Raw genomic sequence first — 20,362 nt, 5'->3', positions numbered from 1 at the left:
ATTCAACTCCTGTTAGGAATTTTAACTCCAAAGGAAAGAACCAGGAGAAACAGGGCAAGGGTTGGAGTAAATGTAAACTGAAAGACCATAGTGCTGAGAACTGCAAACTGAACGAGGGCTGCCTTTAAGGGAAAGGCTCCAGCAAGGAGAAGACCGACCATAACTCCCGGAATGTGGACTATACCAACGGAGCGGAACATATCCCTCACAGGGGTCGTTACGTCATCAATGAGCTGGCGGAAAATAAACTTAAAAATTTCAAAATTCGGAGCTCCCAAAGCAGCCATTCCCAGGATAATATCCTCCAAATCCTGTAAGCGAGTAGAGTAGTACTTAAAGGAAAGGGAGAGGCTCCTCATTCCTGCAGCAGTAACTATTCCGGCAAGAGGAATTAGTGAAGTGGCCTTCAAGTGTAGAACCCCTCCAAAGTAAAGGAGGAAGAGGGTTAAACTAGAGAGAGTAGAGATAGAGAAAAAGATAACGAGAAAAGCTCTATACTTTGGAAGTGGAAGGTTAAACCTCTTAAGGGCAATCAAAGAGGCGTTAAAGTAGAAGAAGAGAACGAAGATGAAGTTATAGATAGGATGCTTAAGCTTTAAGAAGAAGAGAATTACAAATCCAATCAAAATAAGTTGGATGAGGGAAAGAACGGAAGAGATGAGTAGCTCTTTCCAAATTCCTATGGAAAACTTCCTATCAAGGAGAACCACCGCCAGAACGAAGGAGTATGAAACAAGGAGAATTCTTAGGACTTCTATCGGTTCAACCATTTAACAGATCCTTGGAAGGGAATCTTCCTCAAGGAGCTCCAACCTCCTCATCCCTCCAACTTCCGTTTTAAGTAAAACGTGAGGATCTTGAGTAATCTCTCCTATTAACTGTGCATTCTTACCAAGGGGATGGGAACGGAGAATTTCAAGGGCCCTCTGTGAATCTTCAGGAGAAACTATTACAACAGCCTTGCCTTCATTTGCAAGGTAGAGAGGATCGTAACCGAGCATGTCGCATACGAACTTAACGTCTTCCCTAACGGGAATCTTCTCCTCGTACAAAAGAGCTCCAAGCCCGGCAGACTCACAGACCTCAACTAAAACAGTGGCAAGCCCTCCCCTGGTTGGATCCCTCATAAATCTCAAGCCGGGAAGTTCAAAGAGGGAAACTAGGAGAGAGTTAAGAGGAGCGCAGTCGCTCTCAAGTGTCGTTTCAAGCTCAAACTCTTCCCTTGCAAGGGATATTGCTATTCCATGGTCCCCAATAGTTCCAGTAACTATTACCTTATCCCCAGGCTTTATAAGTTTCGGGGAAAGTTCCCTAACAACCTGACCAACCCCAGCAGTGTTTATATAAACTCCGTCACACTTTCCCTTTTCAACGACTTTAGTATCACCTGCAACAATTTCAACTCCGGCTTCTTTAGCAGTCTCAGCCATGGTAGAAACTATCTTCTCAAGCTCTTCTAATGGAAAACCTTCTTCAATAATAAAACCAGCAGTTAGGTATTTGGGAAGAGCTCCGCCAACAGTAAGGTCGTTAACGGTTCCGCTCACTGCAAGCTTTCCAATGTTTCCACCGGGGAAGAAAAGGGGCTGAACGACGTAACTGTCCGTAGTAATGGCCAACTTATTAAATCCAGGAGCATAAGTAGAGTCGGAAAGCTTATGAAGGGCAGGAGAACTAAAGTATTTAAGGAATAGGTTCTCTACCAGCTCCTTTGTAAGCTTACCTCCGCTTCCGTGCCCAATTTCTACCTTCTTCATGAAAGGCCTCCAATAACAAAGAGGAATGGGGAAACAGCAAGAGTACTGTCAAGTCTATCAAGGACCCCGCCATGGCCGGGTATTATATTACCAGAATCCTTTACACCAAATAGCCTCTTTAGTGCGCTCTCAAGTAGGTCTCCGAGCTGGGATACAACGGTAAGGAAAAACAAAATGAATAAACTCTCTAGAGAAGGTTCCAGAAGGCCCAGCTCTGAACCTATGAGAAGGGATAGGAGAGCTCCTGCAAGACTTCCTCCAACAGAGCCCTCAAGGGTCTTTTTAGGGCTAACTTTCGGAGTAATCCTCCTCTTCCCAAAGTACTTACCGACTAAGTAGGCAAAAGTATCTGTACTCCAGACAATTGACAGTAGAAGGAGGAAGTAGGGTTTAGTTAACTTAGCAAGGGCAACGGTTCCAAAGGTTATATAGATGAGGAAGAAAAGGGTCGGAAAGAAGGAAGTTTTAACCTCACCGTAAGAAAGGAGAGAGAAAAGGAGGAGAGTAAGGGAGAGTAGGGCCGGTAGGAGAATAAGAAGGTAAGAGAGAAAAGTTCCGCTGTAAAAGATAAGGGAGAAACTTGAGAAGACTTTTGATAGGAGGGATAAAACAAGTGGAAGGTTTACAGCCACAAAGAAGGCAAGTGAGAATAGGAGAACTGCCCAGGTCAAGAGCTTTTCAAGGGAGGCCATTTTAAAGAGCTCGACCACCATAAAAACTCCCAGCAGGTAAACGAGGGAGTAGTAGTAGTTGTAGGGAAGTAAGTACATGAGGAGAGCATAAATTAGAACGATAAGAGCTCCAACTATCCTTTCTTTCATTTTACTCCGCCAAACCTCCTCTCCCTCTTAGAGTAATCAAGGAGGGCCCTCATGAACTCCTCCTCGGTAAAGTCTGGCCAGAGGGTATCGGTAAACCAGAGCTCCGTATATGCAGACTGCCACAGGAGGAAGTTTGAAATTCGGAGCTCCCCGCTGGTTCTAATTAATAGGTCAAGGTCTGGAAGCTCAGGAATGTAAAGGTACCTCCTTAAAACGGCTTCGGTTATCTCCCTATGGCCATCTTTTATAGCTCTGTTAACTGCGTCCAAAATCTCCTGTTTGCCTCCGTAGTTGACTGCAAAAACGGTGGTCATTCCGGTACAGTGGGAGGTTTTCTCCTCTACGCTGGAAAAAGCCTCTTGAAGGTAAGGAGGGAGCTTCCAGAGCCTTCCCATAGCCCTAAACCTTACGTTATTCTCAAGGAAGAGGGGAAGTTTACTTTTAACATACTCGTACATAAGGTGAAAAAGGAACTCAACTTCCTCTTTAGGCCTCTTCCAGTTCTCAGTTGAAAAGGCAAAGAGGGAGAGGTACTTAATTCCAGTTTTTCTCGCTGCTACGACGATCTTCTCAGTAGTCTGGGCTCCAGCTTTGTGGCCCTCAATTCTGGGTAAACCTCTCATTTGAGCCCAACGGCCATTTCCATCCATAATTATTCCAACGTGAACCGGAACGTTCTTTACTTCCATTTAAGGCCCTTCTCTCCTGTTATTCCTCAGCTCGTCAATAAAGTCTGCAAGCTCCCTAACTTTACCAACAAGCATGAAGTGAACGCCAGCTCCAAACTCTGAAACAGCCCTGGCAAGATCCAGGGTATATTCCCAACCGTACAGGACAGGATCTTTAGCCCTCTCAAGGCCATCAATGAGAGAAGGCGGAATTGAAGTAGGATTGAGCCTCTTCATGAAGTTTGCCATCTTAAGGCTCTTAATAGGAAGTAGCCCTATTAGGGGAACTGCTCCAAGGGAGGAAATGAGGCTGTGGACCTCCTCAGCTATTTTCAACTCGTACACCGGCTGGGTCTGTACAAAGCGTGCCCCAGCCTCTATTTTCTTCTTAAGTTTCAACGTTTGAAGGAACTCAGGACCTGCAAAAGGATTGTGAACTGCTCCTATGAGAAAGGAGGTCTTACCGTTTAGCTCCTTTCCATTTAGAAGCCTTCCAGAGTTTAGTTTCTCTGCAATCTCTATCAGCTGAACCGAATCAACGTCAAAAACTGGCTTTGCGTCGGGCTGATCGCCCAGCGTAGTAAAGTCTCCAGTCATAAGACAAAGGTTTCTTATACCTAAGGTCCAGGCCCCCAGAAGGTCAGATTGAAGGGCAATTCTGTTCCTATCCCTACAGGTTAGCTGTAGAATAGGCTCATATCCAGAGTCAAGCAGGAGCTTAGCCATTGACAGCGCAGACATTCTAACCATTGAACGCTGACAGTCTGTAACGTTAAAGGCATCTACCTTTCCCTTTAAAGGTTTAAGGGCTGAGATAGTCTCCTCCCAGCTAACTCCCCTCGGAGGTGCCACTTCAACGGTTATGAGAAACTGCCCAGACTCTAATTTCTCTCTAAACTCCAACTCCTCAATCCTCCAGAACTAACCTTCTCGGATAAACTGAAGCCCTGTAATCTTTAAGGGGGACTCTCTTTTTAAGGGTCTCTAAAGAACAGAGCTCTCTCAACCTATTCTCTATCCTGTACCAGATACAGGGAATTGAAGGGTCAACTTCACACTTACCGGCTATAGCCCCACCGCAGGGACCGTTTACGAGGGACTTAGGACACCTTGCAACGGGACAGATCCCGCCGGTTTCAGAGATTACACACTCACCGCAGGCTATACAGTACTCATCAAAGTACTTCCTCTCCCTCTCAACCCCTATGAAGAGAGTGTTAACTCCTGTGACAACAGGAATAGAAACGTTTTCAGCAATAAGCTGTGTACCGGCCCCACATGCCAAGGAGAGAATTGCATCTGAGGAACTTTCAGCCTCCTTAATCAAACTCCTATCTGAGGAATCCAACCTCTCAAGAATACATGTTCCGCCGGGACTCTTAACCCCACTTATCTTAAAGCCGTGAAGTTCAAGGTAACCGGCAACCTTAAAGGCTTCCCTTAAACCGCCGTTTTTACACCTCCCAGAACCAAGCTGACAGCCTATAACAAACACTTTCCGGTAAGGCTTCAAGGACTTTACTATCTCCTCTACAGGTTTCAGCCTAACTGTTACCATTTAACTCCCCCTAAAGGTCGGTGTCGTTAATCCTGATTCTAAAGCGGTAGCCTAGAACCTGAGTAGCCCTACGGCACATCTCCATCCTAGGCTGGAATATAGAAAAGTAGTCCAGCAGGTCTGAAATTTCAGTATCTATCTTTAGAACCAGCCTTAGAACCTTTTCTTTCTTATCAACCAAAAGGTTTGAGTAAAGGACGGCGTAGTTGACCCTGTCGTGAATATCCTCGTATATCGTCTTGGAGCTCCTCACTCTAGTTCTGTGAACGTGGGACTTATCGGCAATAACCAAAGCAGCTGCAACTTCTGTCGCAGGCTCTCCTGTTCCTTCTTCGTGGTTTCCAATTGCAAATGTTATCTCCGTTAAGTCGTCGTCCAGGTAGCCCCTTCCCTTTAAGAGCTGGTATGCAAGGAGGGCTCCGCTCTGGGCGTGGTCGTGGCGGCCAACAACGTGACCGATGTCGTGCAAAAGCCCGGCAACCCCGGCAAGCTCTGCTAAACGCCTATCACCAGTTATGGCTAGAAGTAGTTCCCTGGCCTTCTGAGCTACCCAGCCTACGTGTTTTATACCGTGGTCAGTGTACCCCATTCTCTCTAAAAAGTAATCGGCCCTTTCTATGTAGTAGAGGATTCTCTTGTCCTTAAGGAGCTCCCTGTAGGTTGGAAACTCTACCTCTCTCATCTTACCTCTCTTACGGAAACCTCTGCCGAGAAGAGCCTCTTTATACCTTCTGAAGTCTCAACGATCAAGGCTCCTTCCCTATCTACACCTAAGGCAAAAGCATTATAAACTTTTTCACCCTCAATTACTTTTACGGGAGAGCCTACTAAAGGACACGCTTTTTCAAATTCATCAACTTTAAAAAAACCTCTATCTAGAAGGTGGTAGTGTTCAACTAATTGGTTATATAGGTTTGAAACTAAAAGGTCGTAATTAAACTCTATACCTTGAGCTTTGAGTGACGTTGCCGGAACGGAAAGTGAGGAAAGCTCTTCTTCCGCGTAGAGGAGGTTTATTCCAACTCCGACTATCAGACGGTCCTTTAAGATCTCCGGTAAAACTCCGGCAACTTTCTTTCCGTTTATGTAGACATCGTTAGGCCACTTTAAGTAAAAGTCGGGAGAGAGTTCCTTTAAGGCCAAGTAGGTTGCATAGCCAAAGGCTAGACCAGCCAAGGTTAGGTTTTCCTTTAGGGGAGGAAAGAGAAGTGAAAAGTAGAGCCCCTTTTCCCTTTCTGAAAGCCAACTCTTTCCCCTTCTACCCCTTCCTGCAGTCTGAGATAGGGCAACTACTCCCAGGAAAGGTTCAAATGGAACAGATTTAAGGTAGTCGTTGGTTGAAGGGAGCTCTTCAAAGTAAAGGATTTTCAAAGATTTCCTCCGTCAAAGTAGGTTTAGAGTGATCAGAACTAATTTAACTCTGAATTAAATAATAGGGTTAGACTGGATAGGAAATAAGTTCCTATAAAGGACCTATGGGAATACTTAGGGAAGTAAGGGATACTATTTTGAGGTTGAGGTTTGGTTTGGCAAACTAAATAACCGTAAATTTTATAAGTAATATTGAACAAAAAAACAATTTAGTAGATAATACTCCGCTATGAAGTGGACCATCGGAGCATTACTAAAGAGAGCTACGGAGATTTTAAGAGAGAGGGGAAGTAGGAGTCCTAGGCTAGATGCAGAACTCCTATTAAGTTACTCCCTCGGTTTTAAAAGCAGAGTAGAACTTTACACAAATTTTGATAGGCCCTTAACTGAAGAAGAAGTAGAGAATTACAGGAAGTTAATTGTAAGGAGGGCAAAGGGAGAGCCTGTAGCTTATATAACTGGAAGAAAGGAGTTCTTCGGTTTCAGTTTTAAAGTCGAAAGGGGAGTTTTGATACCTAGGTCTGAAACAGAACTTTTAGTTGAGGTTGTTTACGAAAGAGTTAAAGATAAGGAAGGTTTAAAGATCATTGACGTAGGAACAGGAAGTGGCTGTATAGCTATTTCTCTCTGTAAATTAACGAAGAACAAACATGAAATTATAGGTGTTGACATATCTGAAAAAGCGCTGAAAGTAGCAAAGGAGAATGCTGAAAACTTAAGCTGTCCGGTTGAATTTAAAAAGAGCAACCTATTAAAGGAAATTAACGAGAAAGTTGATGTGGTAGTTTCAAACCCTCCATACATATCGTTTGACGACAAGAGAGTAGATAGGGAAGTTGTAAAGTTTGAACCTGCAGTTGCCCTCTTTGCAGGTAAAACCGGTTTTGAAGTAATAGAAAGTTTAATAAAAGAGGCCAGAGAAAAGCTTAAACCAGGCGGATTTATAGCGCTTGAATTTGGAGAAGGACAGGGCGAAAGGGTAAAGGAACTGCTTGAGGAAAGAGGTTTTAAAGGAGTTAAAATTTTCAAGGACTTATCCGGTATTGATAGAGTCGCATTAGGAGTAAAAGAAGATGTATAAATTCGTAATAAAAGGTGGTAAAGAACTAAAAGGGAAAGTTAAAGTTTCAGGTTCTAAAAACGCTAGCCTTCCAATACTATTTTCATCCATTTTGAGCGGAGAGCTTGAAGTAGAGAACGTTCCGCAGCTCAAAGATGTTGATACCACCTGTAAAATCCTTTCTTACATGGGCCTTAATGTTGAAAGGAAGGACAATAGAGTAAGGATTTACGGAGAAGTAGAGAGAAAAGAGGCCCCCTACGAGCTTGTAAAGATGATGAGGGCCTCCATCTTAGCCCTTGGACCTTTAGTGGCAAGGTACAGGAAGGCAGTTGTTTCCCTTCCCGGTGGATGTGCAATAGGCTTAAGACCGGTAGATCTACACTTAAAAGGCCTTGAAAGGCTGGGAGCAAGAATAGAGGTTAAACACGGCTACGTAATAGCTGAAGCTCCAAAGGGCCTAAAGGGAAACGAAATAACCTTTGACTTTCCAACGGTTGGTGGAACTGAAAACGTAATGATGGCAGCAACCCTTGCTAAAGGGAAGACTGTAATAAGGAACGCTGCGAAGGAACCGGAAATCGTTGACCTTGCAAGGGCTCTAAAGGCTATGGGGGTTAAAATAGAGGGGGAGGGAACAGATACGATAGAAGTTGTCGGTCAAGAGGAACTCCACCCTGCAACTTACAGAGTAATGGCTGACAGGATAGAGGCTGGAACTTTCGTTGCGGCAGTTGGAGCAGTTGGAGGAGAAGTAGAAATAGAAGAGTTCCCCTACGAAAGTCTAACGGCTGTAATTGAAAAGTTTTTGGAATCTGGACTCAGCATTGAAAAGTTAAGCGATAGAAAGGTAAAAGTGAAAAAAACCGGTAGTTTGAAGGGAACCGATGTTACAACGGCTCCTTACCCTGGATTTCCAACCGATATGCAGGCACAGTTTATGGCTGCAATGTGCCTAGCTGAAGGGGTTTCTGTTATAAAGGAGACCATTTTTGAAAATAGATTTATGCACGCTTTAGAGCTAAAGCGCTTAGGGGCAGATCTGAAGATTGACGGGAACACTGTAGTAGTAAAGGGAGTTAAGAAACTATCCGGGGCAAAAGTAACGGCAACGGACCTAAGGGCAAGTGCCTCATTGGTAATTGCAGGGCTAGCAGCTGAAAATACAACGGAAGTTTATAGAATTTACCACCTTGACAGGGGCTACGAGAGGATGGAAGAGAAACTAAAGGCCCTTGGTGCAGAAATAGAAAGGGTAAAGAGTGAGCTTAAATACTAGGAGCAGTAAAATGGAAAGGATAACCTTTGCCCTTCCAAAGGGAAGATTACTAAAGGAGAGCGTAGAGTTTTTAAAAAAGGCGGGAGTTGACGCATCCGAAACCCTTAAAGAAACTAGGAAACTGATATTTGAAAGTGGAAAGTACAGATTTCTACTCGTTAAACCTATGGATGTCCCCACCTACGTCTTTTACGGAGCTGCAGACTTAGGGATTGCAGGAAAGGATGTAATAAAAGAAAAGGGATTTGACCTCTACGAGCCCCTTGACTTAAGGTTTGGGGAGTGTAGGTTAAGCGTAGCCGAACCGGTTAACATCAGCGAACCTTACGACCTTGAAAAGCTCTCTTTCATAAGGGTTGCCACAAAGTATCCTAAAATTACTGATAGGTACTTTAGGAGTAAAGGAATTCACCCTGAAATCATTATACTTTACGGATCCGTTGAGCTTGCGCCGCTGGTAGGACTCTCAGACAGAATCGTTGACCTGGTTCAAACGGGAACGACTTTAAGGGAGAACGGACTAAGGGAGGTAGACACGATCCTGAACTCTACTGCAAGGCTAATAGTAAACAGGGCTAGCCTCAAAACAAAGTACAGTGAGATAAAGCCGATAATAGACTCACTCAAATCTGCAATTAGTCAAAGATAACAGTTTTGTTGTCGTAAACGAGAATCTTGTTCTCAAGGTGCCACTTTACAGCTCTGGCAAGGACTAGCTTTTCAAGGTCCCTGCCCTTTCTAATCATATCCTCAACGCTATCCCTGTGGCTTACCCGAACAACGTCCTGTTCAATTATAGGTCCCTGGTCAAGTTCCTCTGTAACGTAGTGGCTCGTTGCCCCAATTATCTTTACTCCTCTCTCGTAAGCCCTGTGGTAGGGCTTCGCTCCTACAAAGGCAGGAAGGAATGAGTGGTGAATGTTTATTATCCTGTTCCTGTACTGGTTAACAAACTGATCGCTCAAAATCTGCATGTAGCGGGCAAGAATGATTAAGTCTATACCTTCTTCCTTTAAGAGCTCCAGTTCCTTTTTCTCAACCTCCTGTTTATTCTCCCTACTCACTGGAAAGTGGTAAAAGGGAACCCCAAAACGCTCAACCAACTCTTTAAGGTCAAGGTGGTTGCTGATAACCAGCCTTAAATCACCTCCAGGAAAGTCCCCAGCCTTAAAACGGTAGAGGAGTTCGTAGAGACAGTGATCGTGTTTTGAGACAAAGATAGCAACCCTTTTAACTTCATCGCTAAAGTGGAGCTCCCACTCCATTTTAAACTTCTGGGCAATCGGAGAGAAGGCATCCCCTATTTGGGAGTCGGGAATTTTGAAGTCTGAGAGCTCCCACTCAATCCTCATGAAGAAGATTTTCTTCTGAAAGTCTATATGTTGATCGGCATGGATTATGTTTCCGCCGTTCCTAGCTATGAACCCTGTTACCTCTGCGAGAATCCCCTTTGTATCTGGACAGGAGATCAAAAGAATTGCCGTTCTACCCATCTTCACTCCACAGTTACGCTTTTTGCAAGGTTTCTCGGCTGGTCAACGTCGTAGCCAAGAAAATCGGCAATGTAGTAAGCAAAGAGCTGAAGCGGAACAACGTTAACAATAGGAGACAAGAACTCATCAACCTCAGGAACTTCAATCTTAAAATCTGAAATCCTTTCAACTTCAGGAGAAGATGGGTTCAAAAGGGCAATGATCTTACCCTTCCTCGCCTTCACCTCCTCCATGTTTGAAACCACTTTCTCATAAACACTACCCTTTGTGGCAATAAATATAACAGGTACACTCTCATCTATAAGGGCAATAGGGCCGTGCTTCATTTCTCCTGAAGGGTAGCCTTCAGCGTGTATGTAAGAAATCTCTTTCAGCTTTAAAGCACCTTCAAGTGCTATTGGATAGTTAACGTGCCTACCAAGGTATAGAGCATCTTTAGACCTGTAGAACTCAAGGGCAATATTCTTAACGTTTCCTTCCTTTTTCTCCCTACCGAGGAAATACTCAATCTTTGAGGGAACTTCCATTAATTGAGAGAACCTTGCGTTTACCTCTTCTTCTTTAAGAACGCCATTTTCCCTACCAAGCCAAAGTGAAAGCATGTATAGAGCAGTTAGCTGAGTTGTAAAGGCCTTCGTTGAGGCAACGCTAATTTCAGGACCTGCATAGGTGTATATGACGGTATCCGCTTCCCTGGTTGCGGTAGAGCCTATAACGTTACAGACAGCAAGGAGCTTTGCTCCTTTCTTTCTGGCAAGCCTCATAGCTGCAAGGGTATCGGCAGTCTCTCCCGACTGAGTTATTGCAATAACCAAGGTTTTCCCGTTAACTACAGGATTCCTATATCGGTACTCAGAAGCGTAGTCAACTTCAGTTAGTATCTGGGAAAAGTTCTCAAAGAAGAACTTAGCTATCAACCCGGCGTGGAAAGAGGTTCCACAAGCAACGATCTGTATCCTCTCAAAAGAAGTTGGATCAATCCCTTCCAAAGGAACATCCCCTTTAAACCAAGCCATATTTCCACTTATGGTATCTGAAACGGCCCTCGGCTGCTCGTAGATTTCCTTAATCATAAAGTGTTTATAACCACCCTTCTCAGCCTGAGCTAAACTCCAAGGGATTCTAACTTCCTCCTTTTTAACTTCAGTCCCGCTAAAATCGTAAAAGACAGCCCCGTCTCTACCTACAACGGCAACCTCCCCATCATCTAGGAAAACGGCCCTGTTTGTATAGGATAGGAAAGCTGGAACGTCTGAAGCTACGAAGGACTCATCCTCTCCAAGGCCTACAACCAAAGGACTGTCCTTTCTGGCGCAGAAGAGTCTATCGGGCTCATGGGTAGTTATAGCGCAAAGGGCAAAGGAACCCTTTAACCTGTTTACTGCCCTTAAGAAGGCTTCAAAAAAATCCCTAGAACTCCTCAGTTCCTCCTCTATCAGGTGAACTACAACTTCAGTATCAGTTTGAGACTTAAACTTGTGGCCTTTTTTAAAGAACTCCTCTTTAAGCTGGGCGTAGTTTTCTATTATCCCGTTGTGAACGAGGGCTATTTTGCCGTCGCAGGAAAGGTGGGGATGGGCATTATCAAAGGTGGGCTTACCGTGAGTTGCCCAACGAGTATGGCCGATTCCAACGTTTGAGTAAACGTTAAGCCTGTTGAGCTCTATTTCAAACTCTCTGATCTTCCCTACCTTTTTAAAGACTTTAATTTCACCGTTAACTATCAGGGCTAAGCCTGCAGAGTCGTAACCTCTATACTCGAGCCTCTTTAACCCGTCAACCACAACGTTCTTTGCGTTATCCTTTCCAACGTAACCGACAATTCCACACATTAAAATCTCCCAGATTTTTATTTTGTTAGTATAACAGTCTGGGAGGAAGAAATGAGAGATTACATGTGCCAGGATACGATAGCGGCAATCGGAACGCCAATTGGAAGAGGAGCTATCGGAATAGTTAGGATCTCTGGAAAGGAGGCTCTTAGGATACTTAAAGAACTCTTCAGAACTAAAAGGGGAAATAAGAAGGAAGAGTTTGAAGAGAGGAGAGTCTACTACGGACTGGTAGTTGATGAGTTTGGGGAGCCGATAGACGAGGTTTTGGCAGTTTACATGAGAGCTCCAAGGAGCTTCACGGGAGAGGACGTAGTTGAAATTCACAGCCACGGCGGAATAGTCGTGGTGAGGAAGATTTTAAGGGAAGTACTAAAGAGGGGAGCAAGGCTTGCTGAACCCGGTGAATTTACAATGAGGGCCTTTATAAACGGGAAAATTGACCTTGTACAGGCAGAAGCAATAAACCAGTTAATTGAAGCTAAGAGTGAAGTTGAGGCAAAGGTCGCTCTAAGACACCTTGAAGGCTCTCTATCAAAGAGAATTGAGGGGATCAGGAACAAACTCCTTGAAACTAAAGCCTACATAGAGGCCGCCGTAGATTTTCCAGAGGAAGAAGTTGAGATCCTTGAAAGGGGAAAAGTCAAAGAGAAGTTAATTGAAATTAAGGAAGAGATAGAAAAACTCCTAAAGAGCTACAGGGAAGGAAAGGTAATAAGAGAAGGGATAAAGGTGGCGATAGTTGGAAGACCAAATGTAGGCAAGTCCTCACTCTTAAACGCCCTTTTAAGGGAAGAAAGGGCTATTGTTACGGAAATTCCAGGAACTACGAGGGACGTTATTGAAGAGAGCGTTACTGTAAAGGGAATTCCCGTAAGGCTTATAGACACTGCTGGAATAAGGGATACTGCTGAAAAGGTGGAGAGGATAGGAATTGAAAGGAGCCTTGAAAAGCTGAAAGAGGCCGACGTTGTTCTCTTTGTAGTAGATGGTTCTGTCGGTTTAACTGAGGAAGATAAAAAAATTTGGGAACTCCTTAAGGGGAGGAAAAACGTAATAGTAGTAGTAAACAAAAAGGATGCGGGGTTAAAGGTCAACTGTAAAGATTTAAAGGAGTGGAACAGGTGCGTTGAAATCAGCGCAAAGGAAGGGAAAGGGATTGAGAAGCTTTCAGAGGAGATTGTAAAGATGGTTTTACTTGAACCTGAAGCGGTTTTTGGAGGTGAAGAAGAGGTAATAACAAGTGAAAGGCACAGGGAGCTCTTAGAAAAAGCTAAAAACTCAATTGAAAAAGCCCTTAAAAGTCTAGAGGAAGGTTTTGAATCTCCCGAATTCCTCTCAATGGATATTGACCAAGCCCTAGAGAGTCTAGGAATGATAGTAGGCAAAGTAACGACGGAGGATATGTATGATATAATTTTTTCTCGGTTCTGCATAGGAAAATAGGAGATTTAAGCTTTTATGAAAGAGGACAAAATACAGTTCATAGTAATTAAAGATGAAGTAGGAAGCTACTCCAGGTTTAGTATTTCCAAAAAACTGTTAATAACCCTCTCCTCCCTCTTCCTCGGATCCTTCGTTGCACTTACGGTGTTTGCGGGAATTTCTATAAAGGAACACTTTGAAAGGAAAGAAGAAAAGAGGGAGCTAACACAGAGGTTGAAAAAACTTGAAGGGGAAATTAGCAGATTAAGTTCTCAGAATGAGAGGTTAAAAAAAGAAGTAGCAAAGCTAGAGAGAGAAAGAGAAGAAACCGTTAGGGAACTTGCTAAAAGAGTTGAAATGATTAACTCGTTGATGAAGAAGGTCGGTATAAAGTTTGAAAGCGCAGGGGAAGGTGGTACCGCCGTTCCGATTGATAAGGTACTGAACAACCCAAGCATTGATTTGAAGGAACTTATACCTGGGGTTGATCTAATCATAAAGAACTTTAAGACTACCCCTATAGGCTACCCTACAGCCGGAAGAATAACGTCTGGGTTCGGACTTAGGAGAAACCCTATCACAGGGTCTGTAGAGTTTCACCTGGGAGTAGATATAGCAAACAGGTGGAGAACTCCAATAAGGGCTGCTGCTGAAGGAAAGGTCGTAAAGGCTGGCTACTGCAGACTTCTTGGAAAGTACGTTGAAATAGACCACGGAAACGGATTTAAAACTTTCTACGGCCACATGGCTAAAATCGTAGTCCATAAAGGACAGAGAGTTGGAAGGGGAATGATTATAGGCCTCATGGGAAGTACCGGAAGGAGCACAGGACCTCACCTCCACTACTCAATAAAGTATAAAGGGAAAATAATAAATCCAGAACCTTTCCTAGAGGTGAGCCTTGATAGGAAAAAAAGATAAAGTAGAGAGTGGAGAGATTAAAAGCATTTTATCTGAAGAGTTAAAAGTTGAAGGAAACATATTTGCAACCGGCAAAGTAAGGATTGACGGTCAAGTCTTTGGAGACGTTTCAGGAGATTACATAATATTCGGAGAGAGCTCTAAAGTCAAAGGAAACGTTGAAGCAAAAAGAGTAGTCTTAATGGGTGAGATAGAGGGAGACATAAAGGCAGAAGAGCTTGAGGTGAGGAGTTCTGCAAAGATAAAAGGGAATTTAAACGTAAGAGCCCTCTCCGTTGAAAAGGGTGCTTCCCTTGACGGTACAGTTAAGAGCGGAAGTTTTCTGGAAGTTCAAAGTAGTAACCAGGAAAGCTAACTGCAAGGAAAGGTTTCTTCTCAAGGAAAGAGATTAAATCTTTCACGGGAATTCCCCTTTTTACAAAAAGAGCCCTCCCCCCTTTAGGGTGGTTTAAAGGCTTAATGTTGAAGAGCCTAAAGTAGCCCACTCCTGAAACTGAAATGTAGCCGGTTGTATAGTTAGGGTCGTCGGAGATACAGAGCTCCCCTAAAACCCCGTCAAAATAGTTAATCTTTGTAGTTAGAGTCAAAGCCTCCTTTAGGTTTTCGGTATAGTGCTTTCCAGAAAGTCCTTTAAGCTCATCTGTAGCTTCTCTGGTAATCCCTAGGAACGAGGCCCGAACTCCCCTTTCCATGTCCGGTTCTAGGCGCCTACCTGAAGGGACTTCAACGATCATAGCTCCCCTCATTACTCTCCCACCGGGAGCCGGTCCGGAAAGTAAGAGATTGTAAACCTTAAAACCCAAATCAATCGGAATTCCCGCTAAAGGAAAGAGCCTTTTAAGGGCTTTTAAAGGATCACCTTCAACGTGAAAGACAGGAAGGAGAGGAGCTCTAATTGGCTCTTCCTTAAGTTCTTCAACTTTTACGTTTATAAAGTCTGCCCTACCCCGTGAGTGGCTTCTAGCCCTCTTAAGGAAAGAAAGAACAGTTTCCTCTACTTCTTCCTCTAGAACTATCGCCTCCGCTCCTGATATGTGGATACCTTTAAAGGAGCTCCTCATCTTAACGCTAAAGAGTTTTTCCTCTTTCACCTTCCACCCTTAAAGGGTTCCTAAACCATACATCCTGTTGAGGGAAAGGAATTTCTATTCCGTTCTCCTCAAAGAGCCTCTTAATCCTCTCATTAACTGTGGACTTTACGCCAAATGCTAAATCCTTCCTCTCAACGTAGTAGATCAGTTTAAAGATAAGGGAACTATCTCCAAACTGTGTAAAGTAGACAGAAGGAGGCGGCTCCTTGAGAACTCCTGCAACTCCTTCAACCGACCTGATAAGTAACTCTTTAACCTTTTCAACGTCTGTACCGTAGGCTACCCCAACTTCAACAGAGTCTTTAACTTTTGGATCAGGGTAGAGGGAGTTCTCAATGACTCCCTCTGTAAGCTTTGAGTTAGGAACGGTTATTAAGTTGTTGCCTGAAATAGTTAAAATGCGGGTAGTCCTTAAGCCTATATCGTAGACGTACCCCTCAACGTCTATGTTCTTTATGTAGACCCTATCGCCTATCCTAAACTGCCTATCGGTAACGAGGAGAATTCCTGAAATGAAGTTCTTAATAGTATCCTGAGCAGCAAGGCCTACCGCTAAGGAACCAACTCCTAAAGAGGTAACCAGTGACGTAACGTTAAAACCGAGCTTATCAAGGATCGCTATTAGTGCAATGAGAACGATAAAAACGTTAACGATTTTAGAAATCATTGAATAGTAAGTATCCACAAGAGGAGCTTCTGTAGGAGAGACCTTTTTCCTCACTCTCTGGGAAATTCTCTCAAGGGAAATCTCAACGAGCCGTGCAAAGACAAAGGTCAAAATGAAGACGTACAGTATAAAAAAGGCTGTATTGAAGACCTTTAAAACTTTTGTAGGTAAGCTTAACTGAACAAAAGCAAGGTTTATAAAGAGAAGCGAGAAGAAGTAAGAAATCCAGTTAGAAAGGCTAACCAACATCTTCTCTGCCTTAGTAAGTCTCTTATCCCTGAGGAAGAACTTCATAAGAAGCTTCCTGAAGAACTTCCTGCTCCAGAGAGAAAGGAGTGAAAGGAACAGGAAAGAGAGGGCAAAGACGTATTCAACCTTAAGCCAAGGAACGTGTTTGGAAGTAAAGTTCTGAAAGTTGGACAGTAAACCTGTCCAAAGGTCCTTGCCCGCCAACTAGACCTCCTTATTGGTTAAGATAAAGGTCACCGGACCGTCGTTGATAATGTGAACCTTCATATCTGCACCGAAAATTCCCGTTTTAACGTTGATCCCTTCATCTCTGCAGGCCTCAACCAGCCTGTTAAACATCTCTTCGGCCCGGGAAGGCTCTTCAGATGACTGAAAGCTCGGACGTCTACCCTTCCTGCAGTCGGCAGCAAGCGTAAAGTTGGGAACGAGGAGGAGCTCCCCACCAACCTCCTTTAAAGAGAGGTTCATCTTTCCAGAATCGTCCTCAAAAATCCTAAGGTTGACTATCTTATTAGCCATCTTATCAATGTAGCTCGTTAAATCTCCCTTCTCAAAGCCAACGAGTGCAACTATTCCCTTTCCGATCTCTCCAACGACCTTGCCGTTAACAACAACTTTTCCAGAAATTACTCTCTGAAGACAGGCCTTCATTGTCCCTCCATCCACAGGTGTTTTATCCCGTCAACGACGAACTGGGAACCGAGGGCTCCCGTAAAGAGGCCAAAAATCCTCATCATAACTCCTATTCCCGTAGGCCCTAGCCTCTTTGAGAAGAAAAGGGAGTTTAGGATTGAAAAATAGATGATAACGGCAAGTGAAAGGACAGCAAGCATCAGTTGAAGCATGGAAAAGAGGGTTGATGCTTCTTCCCTAAAAATTAAGAGCGTAGTAAAGGCTCCCGGACCAAAGAGGATGGGGATCCCAATGGGAATCACTGAAATATTGTTCTTTTCGTAGACTGCCTCTTCCTCACGATCGGTATGCTTCGTCTTAGGCTTGTGGGCCTGAAGCATCTGGAATGCCATATGAAGCAGTATCAGCCCACCAAAGATTTTTATGCTAAAGACACTTACTCCTATAAGCTTTAAGAAAGCTTCACCGAAAAGGATCGTTATTAACGAAGCAACCAAGAAAGTAAGGGTTGCTCCCTTTCCTATGCTTTTAACTTCAGTAACAGAATTAGCAATAGTTGAAACGATTACCGCTGCAAAGAAAGGATCAACTATTACAAGGAGGGAAATAAAGTACTTTAAGAACTCCAAGTCCCCCTCCAAAGAAAGTCAATGAGAGTAAAGAAGAAAACTGTTAAAGATATGTAACCGTTTAGGTTGAAGAAGGCAAAGGCTATTTTCTCCCTTTCCCTAGCCACTATTCTGTGTTCCTTAACCATAAAGAATGCTGAAATCAGAAGGCCTAAGTAGTAAAAAAGACCCAAGTTCTCTAAAAGGCCGACAAAGATGAGACATAGAAGGGTTATTAGGTGAAACAGGCGGGAAAGGAGGAGAGCTCTCTCAACTCCAAGCTTAGCTGGTATTGAGAAGAGACCCATCTTACGGTCAAATTCAACGTCCTGAAGGGCGTAAATAATGTCAAAGCCTGCAACCCAAAAAGCAACTGCAGCTGATAGGATAAGTGCAGGAAGGTCAATACTTCCCCTAACGGCAACCCACGCCCCAAGTGGAGCAAGGGCTATGGCCACTCCTAAAACGATGTGGCAGAGGGCCGTAAACCTCTTAGTAAAGGAGTAAAGGGTCAGTACAAAGATTGCAACCGGGGAAAGTTTAAAGGCCAAAGGATTCAGCCTATACGCTGAATAGACCATAAGAGCAAAACCTAAAACCGCCAGTAGTAAACCTTCCGTCTTCTTTACTACACCCCTTGGAATATGGCGGTTGGCGGTTCTGGGATTTTTCGCATCAATCTCTGCATCAATAGCCCTATTTAAGCTCATTGCAGCCGTCCTTGCTCCAAACAGGGCAACGGTTATCCAGAAAACCTGATAGAGGCTAGGGAAACCGTCTGCAGCAATCAGTGCAGAAGTAAGGGCAAAGGGGAGGGCAAAGACTGTATGCTCAACCTTTATGAGCTCAAGGTAATTCTTTACCTTCTCAAGAATACTACTCAAGGTTTCCCTCTATTAACTTTAAACAACCTGAAATATCAGTAAACACGTAATCAGGCCTTAGAGAAGGTTCTACCTCTTCAAGGACCTTCTCATCACTGTACTTACCGCTTAAAACGAAAACAGTTTTAAACCCAGTAACTCTTTTCCCTTGGGCAAGGTCTGTAAAGGGATCGTCACTAACCATAAATACCCTCTTTGGATCTTTAATCCCTAGGAGTTCAAATGCCCTATTAAAGTACTCCTTTGAAGGTTTACCAAAGGAGATTACGGGTTTATTAGAAGCGTAGGAAAGAGCAGTGGCAATTGCTCCAACGCTCGGTCCTACTAAACCATCAGGGTCAAGAATTAACCGGTTCATGTGAAACGAGAAGAGCTTCGCATCATTTTTCACAAGGGCCGACGTTGCTACTTTAAGCTTCTGGTAGTTTACCTCTCTATCCCTACCTACAACTACAGCATCTACTCTGTAATCGTCCTTAACCTCAAAGCCCTCTTCCTCAAAAAACTCCTTAATCTTGTCTGTTCCTAAAAAATAAATGGAACTTACCCCCTCTTCCTTTAGGAAGTCCTTTGCAAGGAGAGAGGGAGAAAGGAGCTTCTTTTCATCAACGTTAAAACCCTTCTCCCTTAGGATTTTGATGAGCTCATAAGGTTTCTCGGTTGAGTTGTTCGTAGCAACTATCCAGGGAATTCCTCTCCTGTCAAGCTCCTTAGTAAAATCAATGGCCTCTTTAAAGGGAGTATAGCTCTTATCCTTAACTAAAGTTCCTTCAAGGTCAAGGAGGAAACCAATCATTTCTCCTCCAGAGAAGCTGAAATTATTGCAGCTCCGATTATATCACCAAGAACGTTAACGGCAGTCCTAAAACGGTCAAGGAACCAATCAACAGCTAGGATTATCCCTATTCCCTCTATCGGAATTCCAACAGATTCAAGAACCAAAACCATTGTGATTAGACCAGCCTCTGGTATACCGGCTGCTCCGATTGCCGCTAGAGTTGCAGTTAAGAAAATAGTTAAGTATTGGGGAAGAGATAGGTCCATTCCGTAGGCTTGTGCCAAGAAGACAGCCGCAACAGCTTCGTAGAGAGCCGTCCCGTCCATATTTATTGTGGCTCCAAGGGGGAGAGTAAAGTTGGCTACTTGCCTCTTAATCCCAGCAGCTGTTGAAACGGCAATAGTTACCGGAAGGGTGGCCGAAGAGGAAGCAGTGGCAAAGGCTGTTATTAAAGCTTCCTTTACTTTAAGAATCAGAGAATAAGGGTTCTTACGGGTAAAAAGAAAGAAGAGGAAGGGGAGAGTAAGGAGAGCGTGAAAGGATAGCCCTGCTAAAACTGTTAAAACGTACTTACTCAGGGATAGAAAGATAGGTTTAAGAGCTGAAGCTCCACCTAAGGATGCAACTTTACTGGCAATTAATGAACAGATTCCTACTGGAGCGAGCTTTATAATCCAGGAAGTTAACCTCATTAAAGAGGTGTCAAGCTCTGTAATAAGCTGTTTAAGTAGGAGCTCCCTCCTCCACTCAACCGATAGAACTGCTAGAGAAAAGAGTATAGTTGAAACGATAACTGCCAAAACGTCAAAGTTCACAAGGGCCTTAAAGATGTTATCAGGAACTAAGGAAACTAGAAGTTCCTTTAAGCTAAAGGAGATCTCTTTAGGTTTAAAGTCGTTTCCTGAAAAGGGTACTCCAACCCCCGGCTTTAAGAGAACGACAAGAACAAGTCCAGTTATAACTGCCAAGGAAGTTGTCGTCGTGTAGTACAAAATAGCCCTTAAACCTATCCTTTTAAACTTATCTATCGTCTCCATATTAAGGATGGCACCTGCTATGGAAACGACTATTAAAGGAAGGACAACCATCTTTAGAGCTCTCAAAAAGAGCTCCCCTACAAACGAGATGGAGAGGGAAAAAGAGGGGAAAAGGGCTCCAAAGATAAAACCTAGGAAAACCCCCAAGACCATAAAAAAGAGGAAAAAACTTCCCATTAAACTCCTCCGGATTAAATTTCCAAGCATCAGAAATTATTTCATAAGGGGAA

23 protein-coding genes are annotated in these 20,362 nt (G+C 43.7%); 6 read left to right on the top strand and 17 right to left on the bottom strand.

What is annotated here, in order from left to right; translation table 11 throughout:
• Positions 1-2: 2 nt before the first annotated feature.
• Genes C7457_RS03660 through C7457_RS03625 form a run of 8 tightly spaced genes read right to left on the bottom strand, consistent with a single transcriptional unit; the run spans position 3 to position 6,175 of the window.
• Positions 3-770, bottom strand: a complete 768-nt coding sequence (locus tag C7457_RS03660; protein ID WP_121170097.1) for an ABC transporter permease — start codon at positions 768-770, stop codon at positions 3-5.
• Positions 771-1,757, bottom strand: a complete 987-nt coding sequence (hypE, locus tag C7457_RS03655; protein WP_121170095.1) for a hydrogenase expression/formation protein HypE — start codon at positions 1,755-1,757, stop codon at positions 771-773.
• A complete protein-coding gene (locus C7457_RS03650) occupies positions 1,754-2,578 on the bottom strand; it encodes a phosphatidate cytidylyltransferase (RefSeq protein ID WP_121170093.1) in 825 nt (274 codons plus the stop codon). Before C7457_RS03650 ends, hypE begins: the two co-directional genes overlap by 4 nt.
• A complete protein-coding gene (uppS, locus tag C7457_RS03645) occupies positions 2,575-3,267 on the bottom strand; it encodes an undecaprenyl pyrophosphate synthase (protein ID WP_121170091.1) in 693 nt (230 codons plus the stop codon). The genes C7457_RS03650 and uppS overlap by 4 nt, the downstream gene beginning before the upstream one ends.
• Positions 3,268-4,149: a methylenetetrahydrofolate reductase gene (locus tag C7457_RS03640; RefSeq protein WP_121170089.1), complete on the bottom strand. Its 882-nt coding sequence runs from the start codon at positions 4,147-4,149 to the stop codon at positions 3,268-3,270.
• A gap of 4 nt (positions 4,150-4,153) precedes the next feature.
• A complete protein-coding gene (locus tag C7457_RS03635; protein WP_121170087.1) occupies positions 4,154-4,804 on the bottom strand; it encodes a methylenetetrahydrofolate reductase C-terminal domain-containing protein in 651 nt (216 codons plus the stop codon).
• A gap of 10 nt (positions 4,805-4,814) precedes the next feature.
• The gene (locus tag C7457_RS03630; protein WP_121170085.1) at positions 4,815-5,486 is read right to left on the bottom strand and encodes an HD domain-containing protein; all 672 of its coding nucleotides are present in this window, start codon (positions 5,484-5,486) and stop codon (positions 4,815-4,817) included.
• Positions 5,483-6,175, bottom strand: coding sequence for a biotin--[acetyl-CoA-carboxylase] ligase (locus tag C7457_RS03625; RefSeq protein ID WP_121170083.1), 693 nt, complete (start codon positions 6,173-6,175; stop codon positions 5,483-5,485). The genes C7457_RS03630 and C7457_RS03625 overlap by 4 nt, the downstream gene beginning before the upstream one ends.
• Before the next feature lie 229 nt (positions 6,176-6,404).
• Here C7457_RS03625 and prmC point away from each other — a divergent pair, with 229 nt between their 5' ends.
• The 3 genes from prmC to hisG are packed head-to-tail and all read left to right on the top strand — an operon-like array spanning position 6,405 to position 9,163.
• Positions 6,405-7,256 carry a peptide chain release factor N(5)-glutamine methyltransferase gene (gene prmC / locus C7457_RS03620; protein WP_121170081.1) on the top strand — a complete coding sequence of 284 codons (852 nt, stop codon included), beginning with the start codon at positions 6,405-6,407 and terminating at the stop codon, positions 7,254-7,256.
• Complete coding sequence (gene murA, locus C7457_RS03615; protein WP_121170079.1) at positions 7,249-8,514, top strand: UDP-N-acetylglucosamine 1-carboxyvinyltransferase; 1,266 nt, start codon at positions 7,249-7,251, stop codon at positions 8,512-8,514. The genes prmC and murA overlap by 8 nt, the downstream gene beginning before the upstream one ends.
• Before the next feature lie 10 nt (positions 8,515-8,524).
• Positions 8,525-9,163: an ATP phosphoribosyltransferase gene (gene hisG, locus C7457_RS03610; protein ID WP_121170077.1), complete on the top strand. Its 639-nt coding sequence runs from the start codon at positions 8,525-8,527 to the stop codon at positions 9,161-9,163.
• Here hisG and purU read toward each other — a convergent pair.
• Positions 9,150-10,007, bottom strand: a complete 858-nt coding sequence (gene purU, locus C7457_RS03605; RefSeq protein WP_121170075.1) for a formyltetrahydrofolate deformylase — start codon at positions 10,005-10,007, stop codon at positions 9,150-9,152. The two genes, hisG and purU, sit on opposite strands and share 14 nt — an antisense overlap.
• A 2-nt stretch (positions 10,008-10,009) precedes the next feature.
• Positions 10,010-11,839, bottom strand: a complete 1,830-nt coding sequence (gene glmS / locus C7457_RS03600) for a glutamine--fructose-6-phosphate transaminase (isomerizing) (protein ID WP_121170073.1) — start codon at positions 11,837-11,839, stop codon at positions 10,010-10,012.
• 51 nt (positions 11,840-11,890) lie between these two features.
• On the opposite strand from glmS, the gene mnmE reads away from it, so the two are divergent.
• Genes mnmE through C7457_RS03585 form a run of 3 tightly spaced genes read left to right on the top strand, consistent with a single transcriptional unit; the run spans position 11,891 to position 14,540 of the window.
• Positions 11,891-13,285 carry a tRNA uridine-5-carboxymethylaminomethyl(34) synthesis GTPase MnmE gene (mnmE, locus tag C7457_RS03595; protein ID WP_211321810.1) on the top strand — a complete coding sequence of 465 codons (1,395 nt, stop codon included), beginning with the start codon at positions 11,891-11,893 and terminating at the stop codon, positions 13,283-13,285.
• A 15-nt stretch (positions 13,286-13,300) separates the two neighbouring features.
• Positions 13,301-14,185 carry a peptidoglycan DD-metalloendopeptidase family protein gene (locus C7457_RS03590; RefSeq protein WP_121170071.1) on the top strand — a complete coding sequence of 295 codons (885 nt, stop codon included), beginning with the start codon at positions 13,301-13,303 and terminating at the stop codon, positions 14,183-14,185.
• Positions 14,166-14,540, top strand: coding sequence for a bactofilin family protein (locus tag C7457_RS03585; RefSeq protein WP_121170069.1), 375 nt, complete (start codon positions 14,166-14,168; stop codon positions 14,538-14,540). The genes C7457_RS03590 and C7457_RS03585 overlap by 20 nt, the downstream gene beginning before the upstream one ends.
• Here the strand turns inward: C7457_RS03585 and C7457_RS03580 are convergent.
• Genes C7457_RS03580 through C7457_RS03550 form a run of 7 tightly spaced genes read right to left on the bottom strand, consistent with a single transcriptional unit; the run spans position 14,491 to position 20,309 of the window.
• Positions 14,491-15,276, bottom strand: a complete 786-nt coding sequence (locus C7457_RS03580; RefSeq protein WP_245939570.1) for a 6-carboxyhexanoate--CoA ligase — start codon at positions 15,274-15,276, stop codon at positions 14,491-14,493. The genes C7457_RS03585 and C7457_RS03580 overlap by 50 nt on opposite strands.
• Positions 15,254-16,396, bottom strand: coding sequence for a mechanosensitive ion channel family protein (locus C7457_RS03575; protein WP_245939569.1), 1,143 nt, complete (start codon positions 16,394-16,396; stop codon positions 15,254-15,256). Before C7457_RS03575 ends, C7457_RS03580 begins: the two co-directional genes overlap by 23 nt.
• Positions 16,397-16,843, bottom strand: a complete 447-nt coding sequence (gene dtd / locus C7457_RS03570) for a D-aminoacyl-tRNA deacylase (RefSeq protein ID WP_121170067.1) — start codon at positions 16,841-16,843, stop codon at positions 16,397-16,399. It abuts the gene before it with no gap.
• Positions 16,840-17,454, bottom strand: a complete 615-nt coding sequence (locus C7457_RS03565; RefSeq protein WP_121170066.1) for a MarC family protein — start codon at positions 17,452-17,454, stop codon at positions 16,840-16,842. The genes dtd and C7457_RS03565 overlap by 4 nt, the downstream gene beginning before the upstream one ends.
• Positions 17,442-18,317 carry a UbiA-like polyprenyltransferase gene (locus C7457_RS03560; RefSeq protein ID WP_121170065.1) on the bottom strand — a complete coding sequence of 292 codons (876 nt, stop codon included), beginning with the start codon at positions 18,315-18,317 and terminating at the stop codon, positions 17,442-17,444. Before C7457_RS03560 ends, C7457_RS03565 begins: the two co-directional genes overlap by 13 nt.
• The gene (locus tag C7457_RS03555; RefSeq protein WP_121170064.1) at positions 18,310-19,113 is read right to left on the bottom strand and encodes an HAD-IIA family hydrolase; all 804 of its coding nucleotides are present in this window, start codon (positions 19,111-19,113) and stop codon (positions 18,310-18,312) included. Before C7457_RS03555 ends, C7457_RS03560 begins: the two co-directional genes overlap by 8 nt.
• Positions 19,110-20,309 (bottom strand): dicarboxylate/amino acid:cation symporter, encoded by a 1,200-nt coding sequence (locus C7457_RS03550; RefSeq protein ID WP_121170063.1) that lies wholly within the window; start codon positions 20,307-20,309, stop codon positions 19,110-19,112. The genes C7457_RS03555 and C7457_RS03550 overlap by 4 nt, the downstream gene beginning before the upstream one ends.
• Between the last annotated feature and the right edge of the window lie 53 nt (positions 20,310-20,362).

Origin of the sequence: Thermovibrio guaymasensis (genome assembly GCF_003633715.1) — a bacterium.
Lineage (GTDB): Bacteria > Aquificota > Aquificia > Desulfurobacteriales > Desulfurobacteriaceae > Thermovibrio > Thermovibrio guaymasensis.
This window is presented reverse-complemented; position numbering and strand designations above follow the sequence as displayed.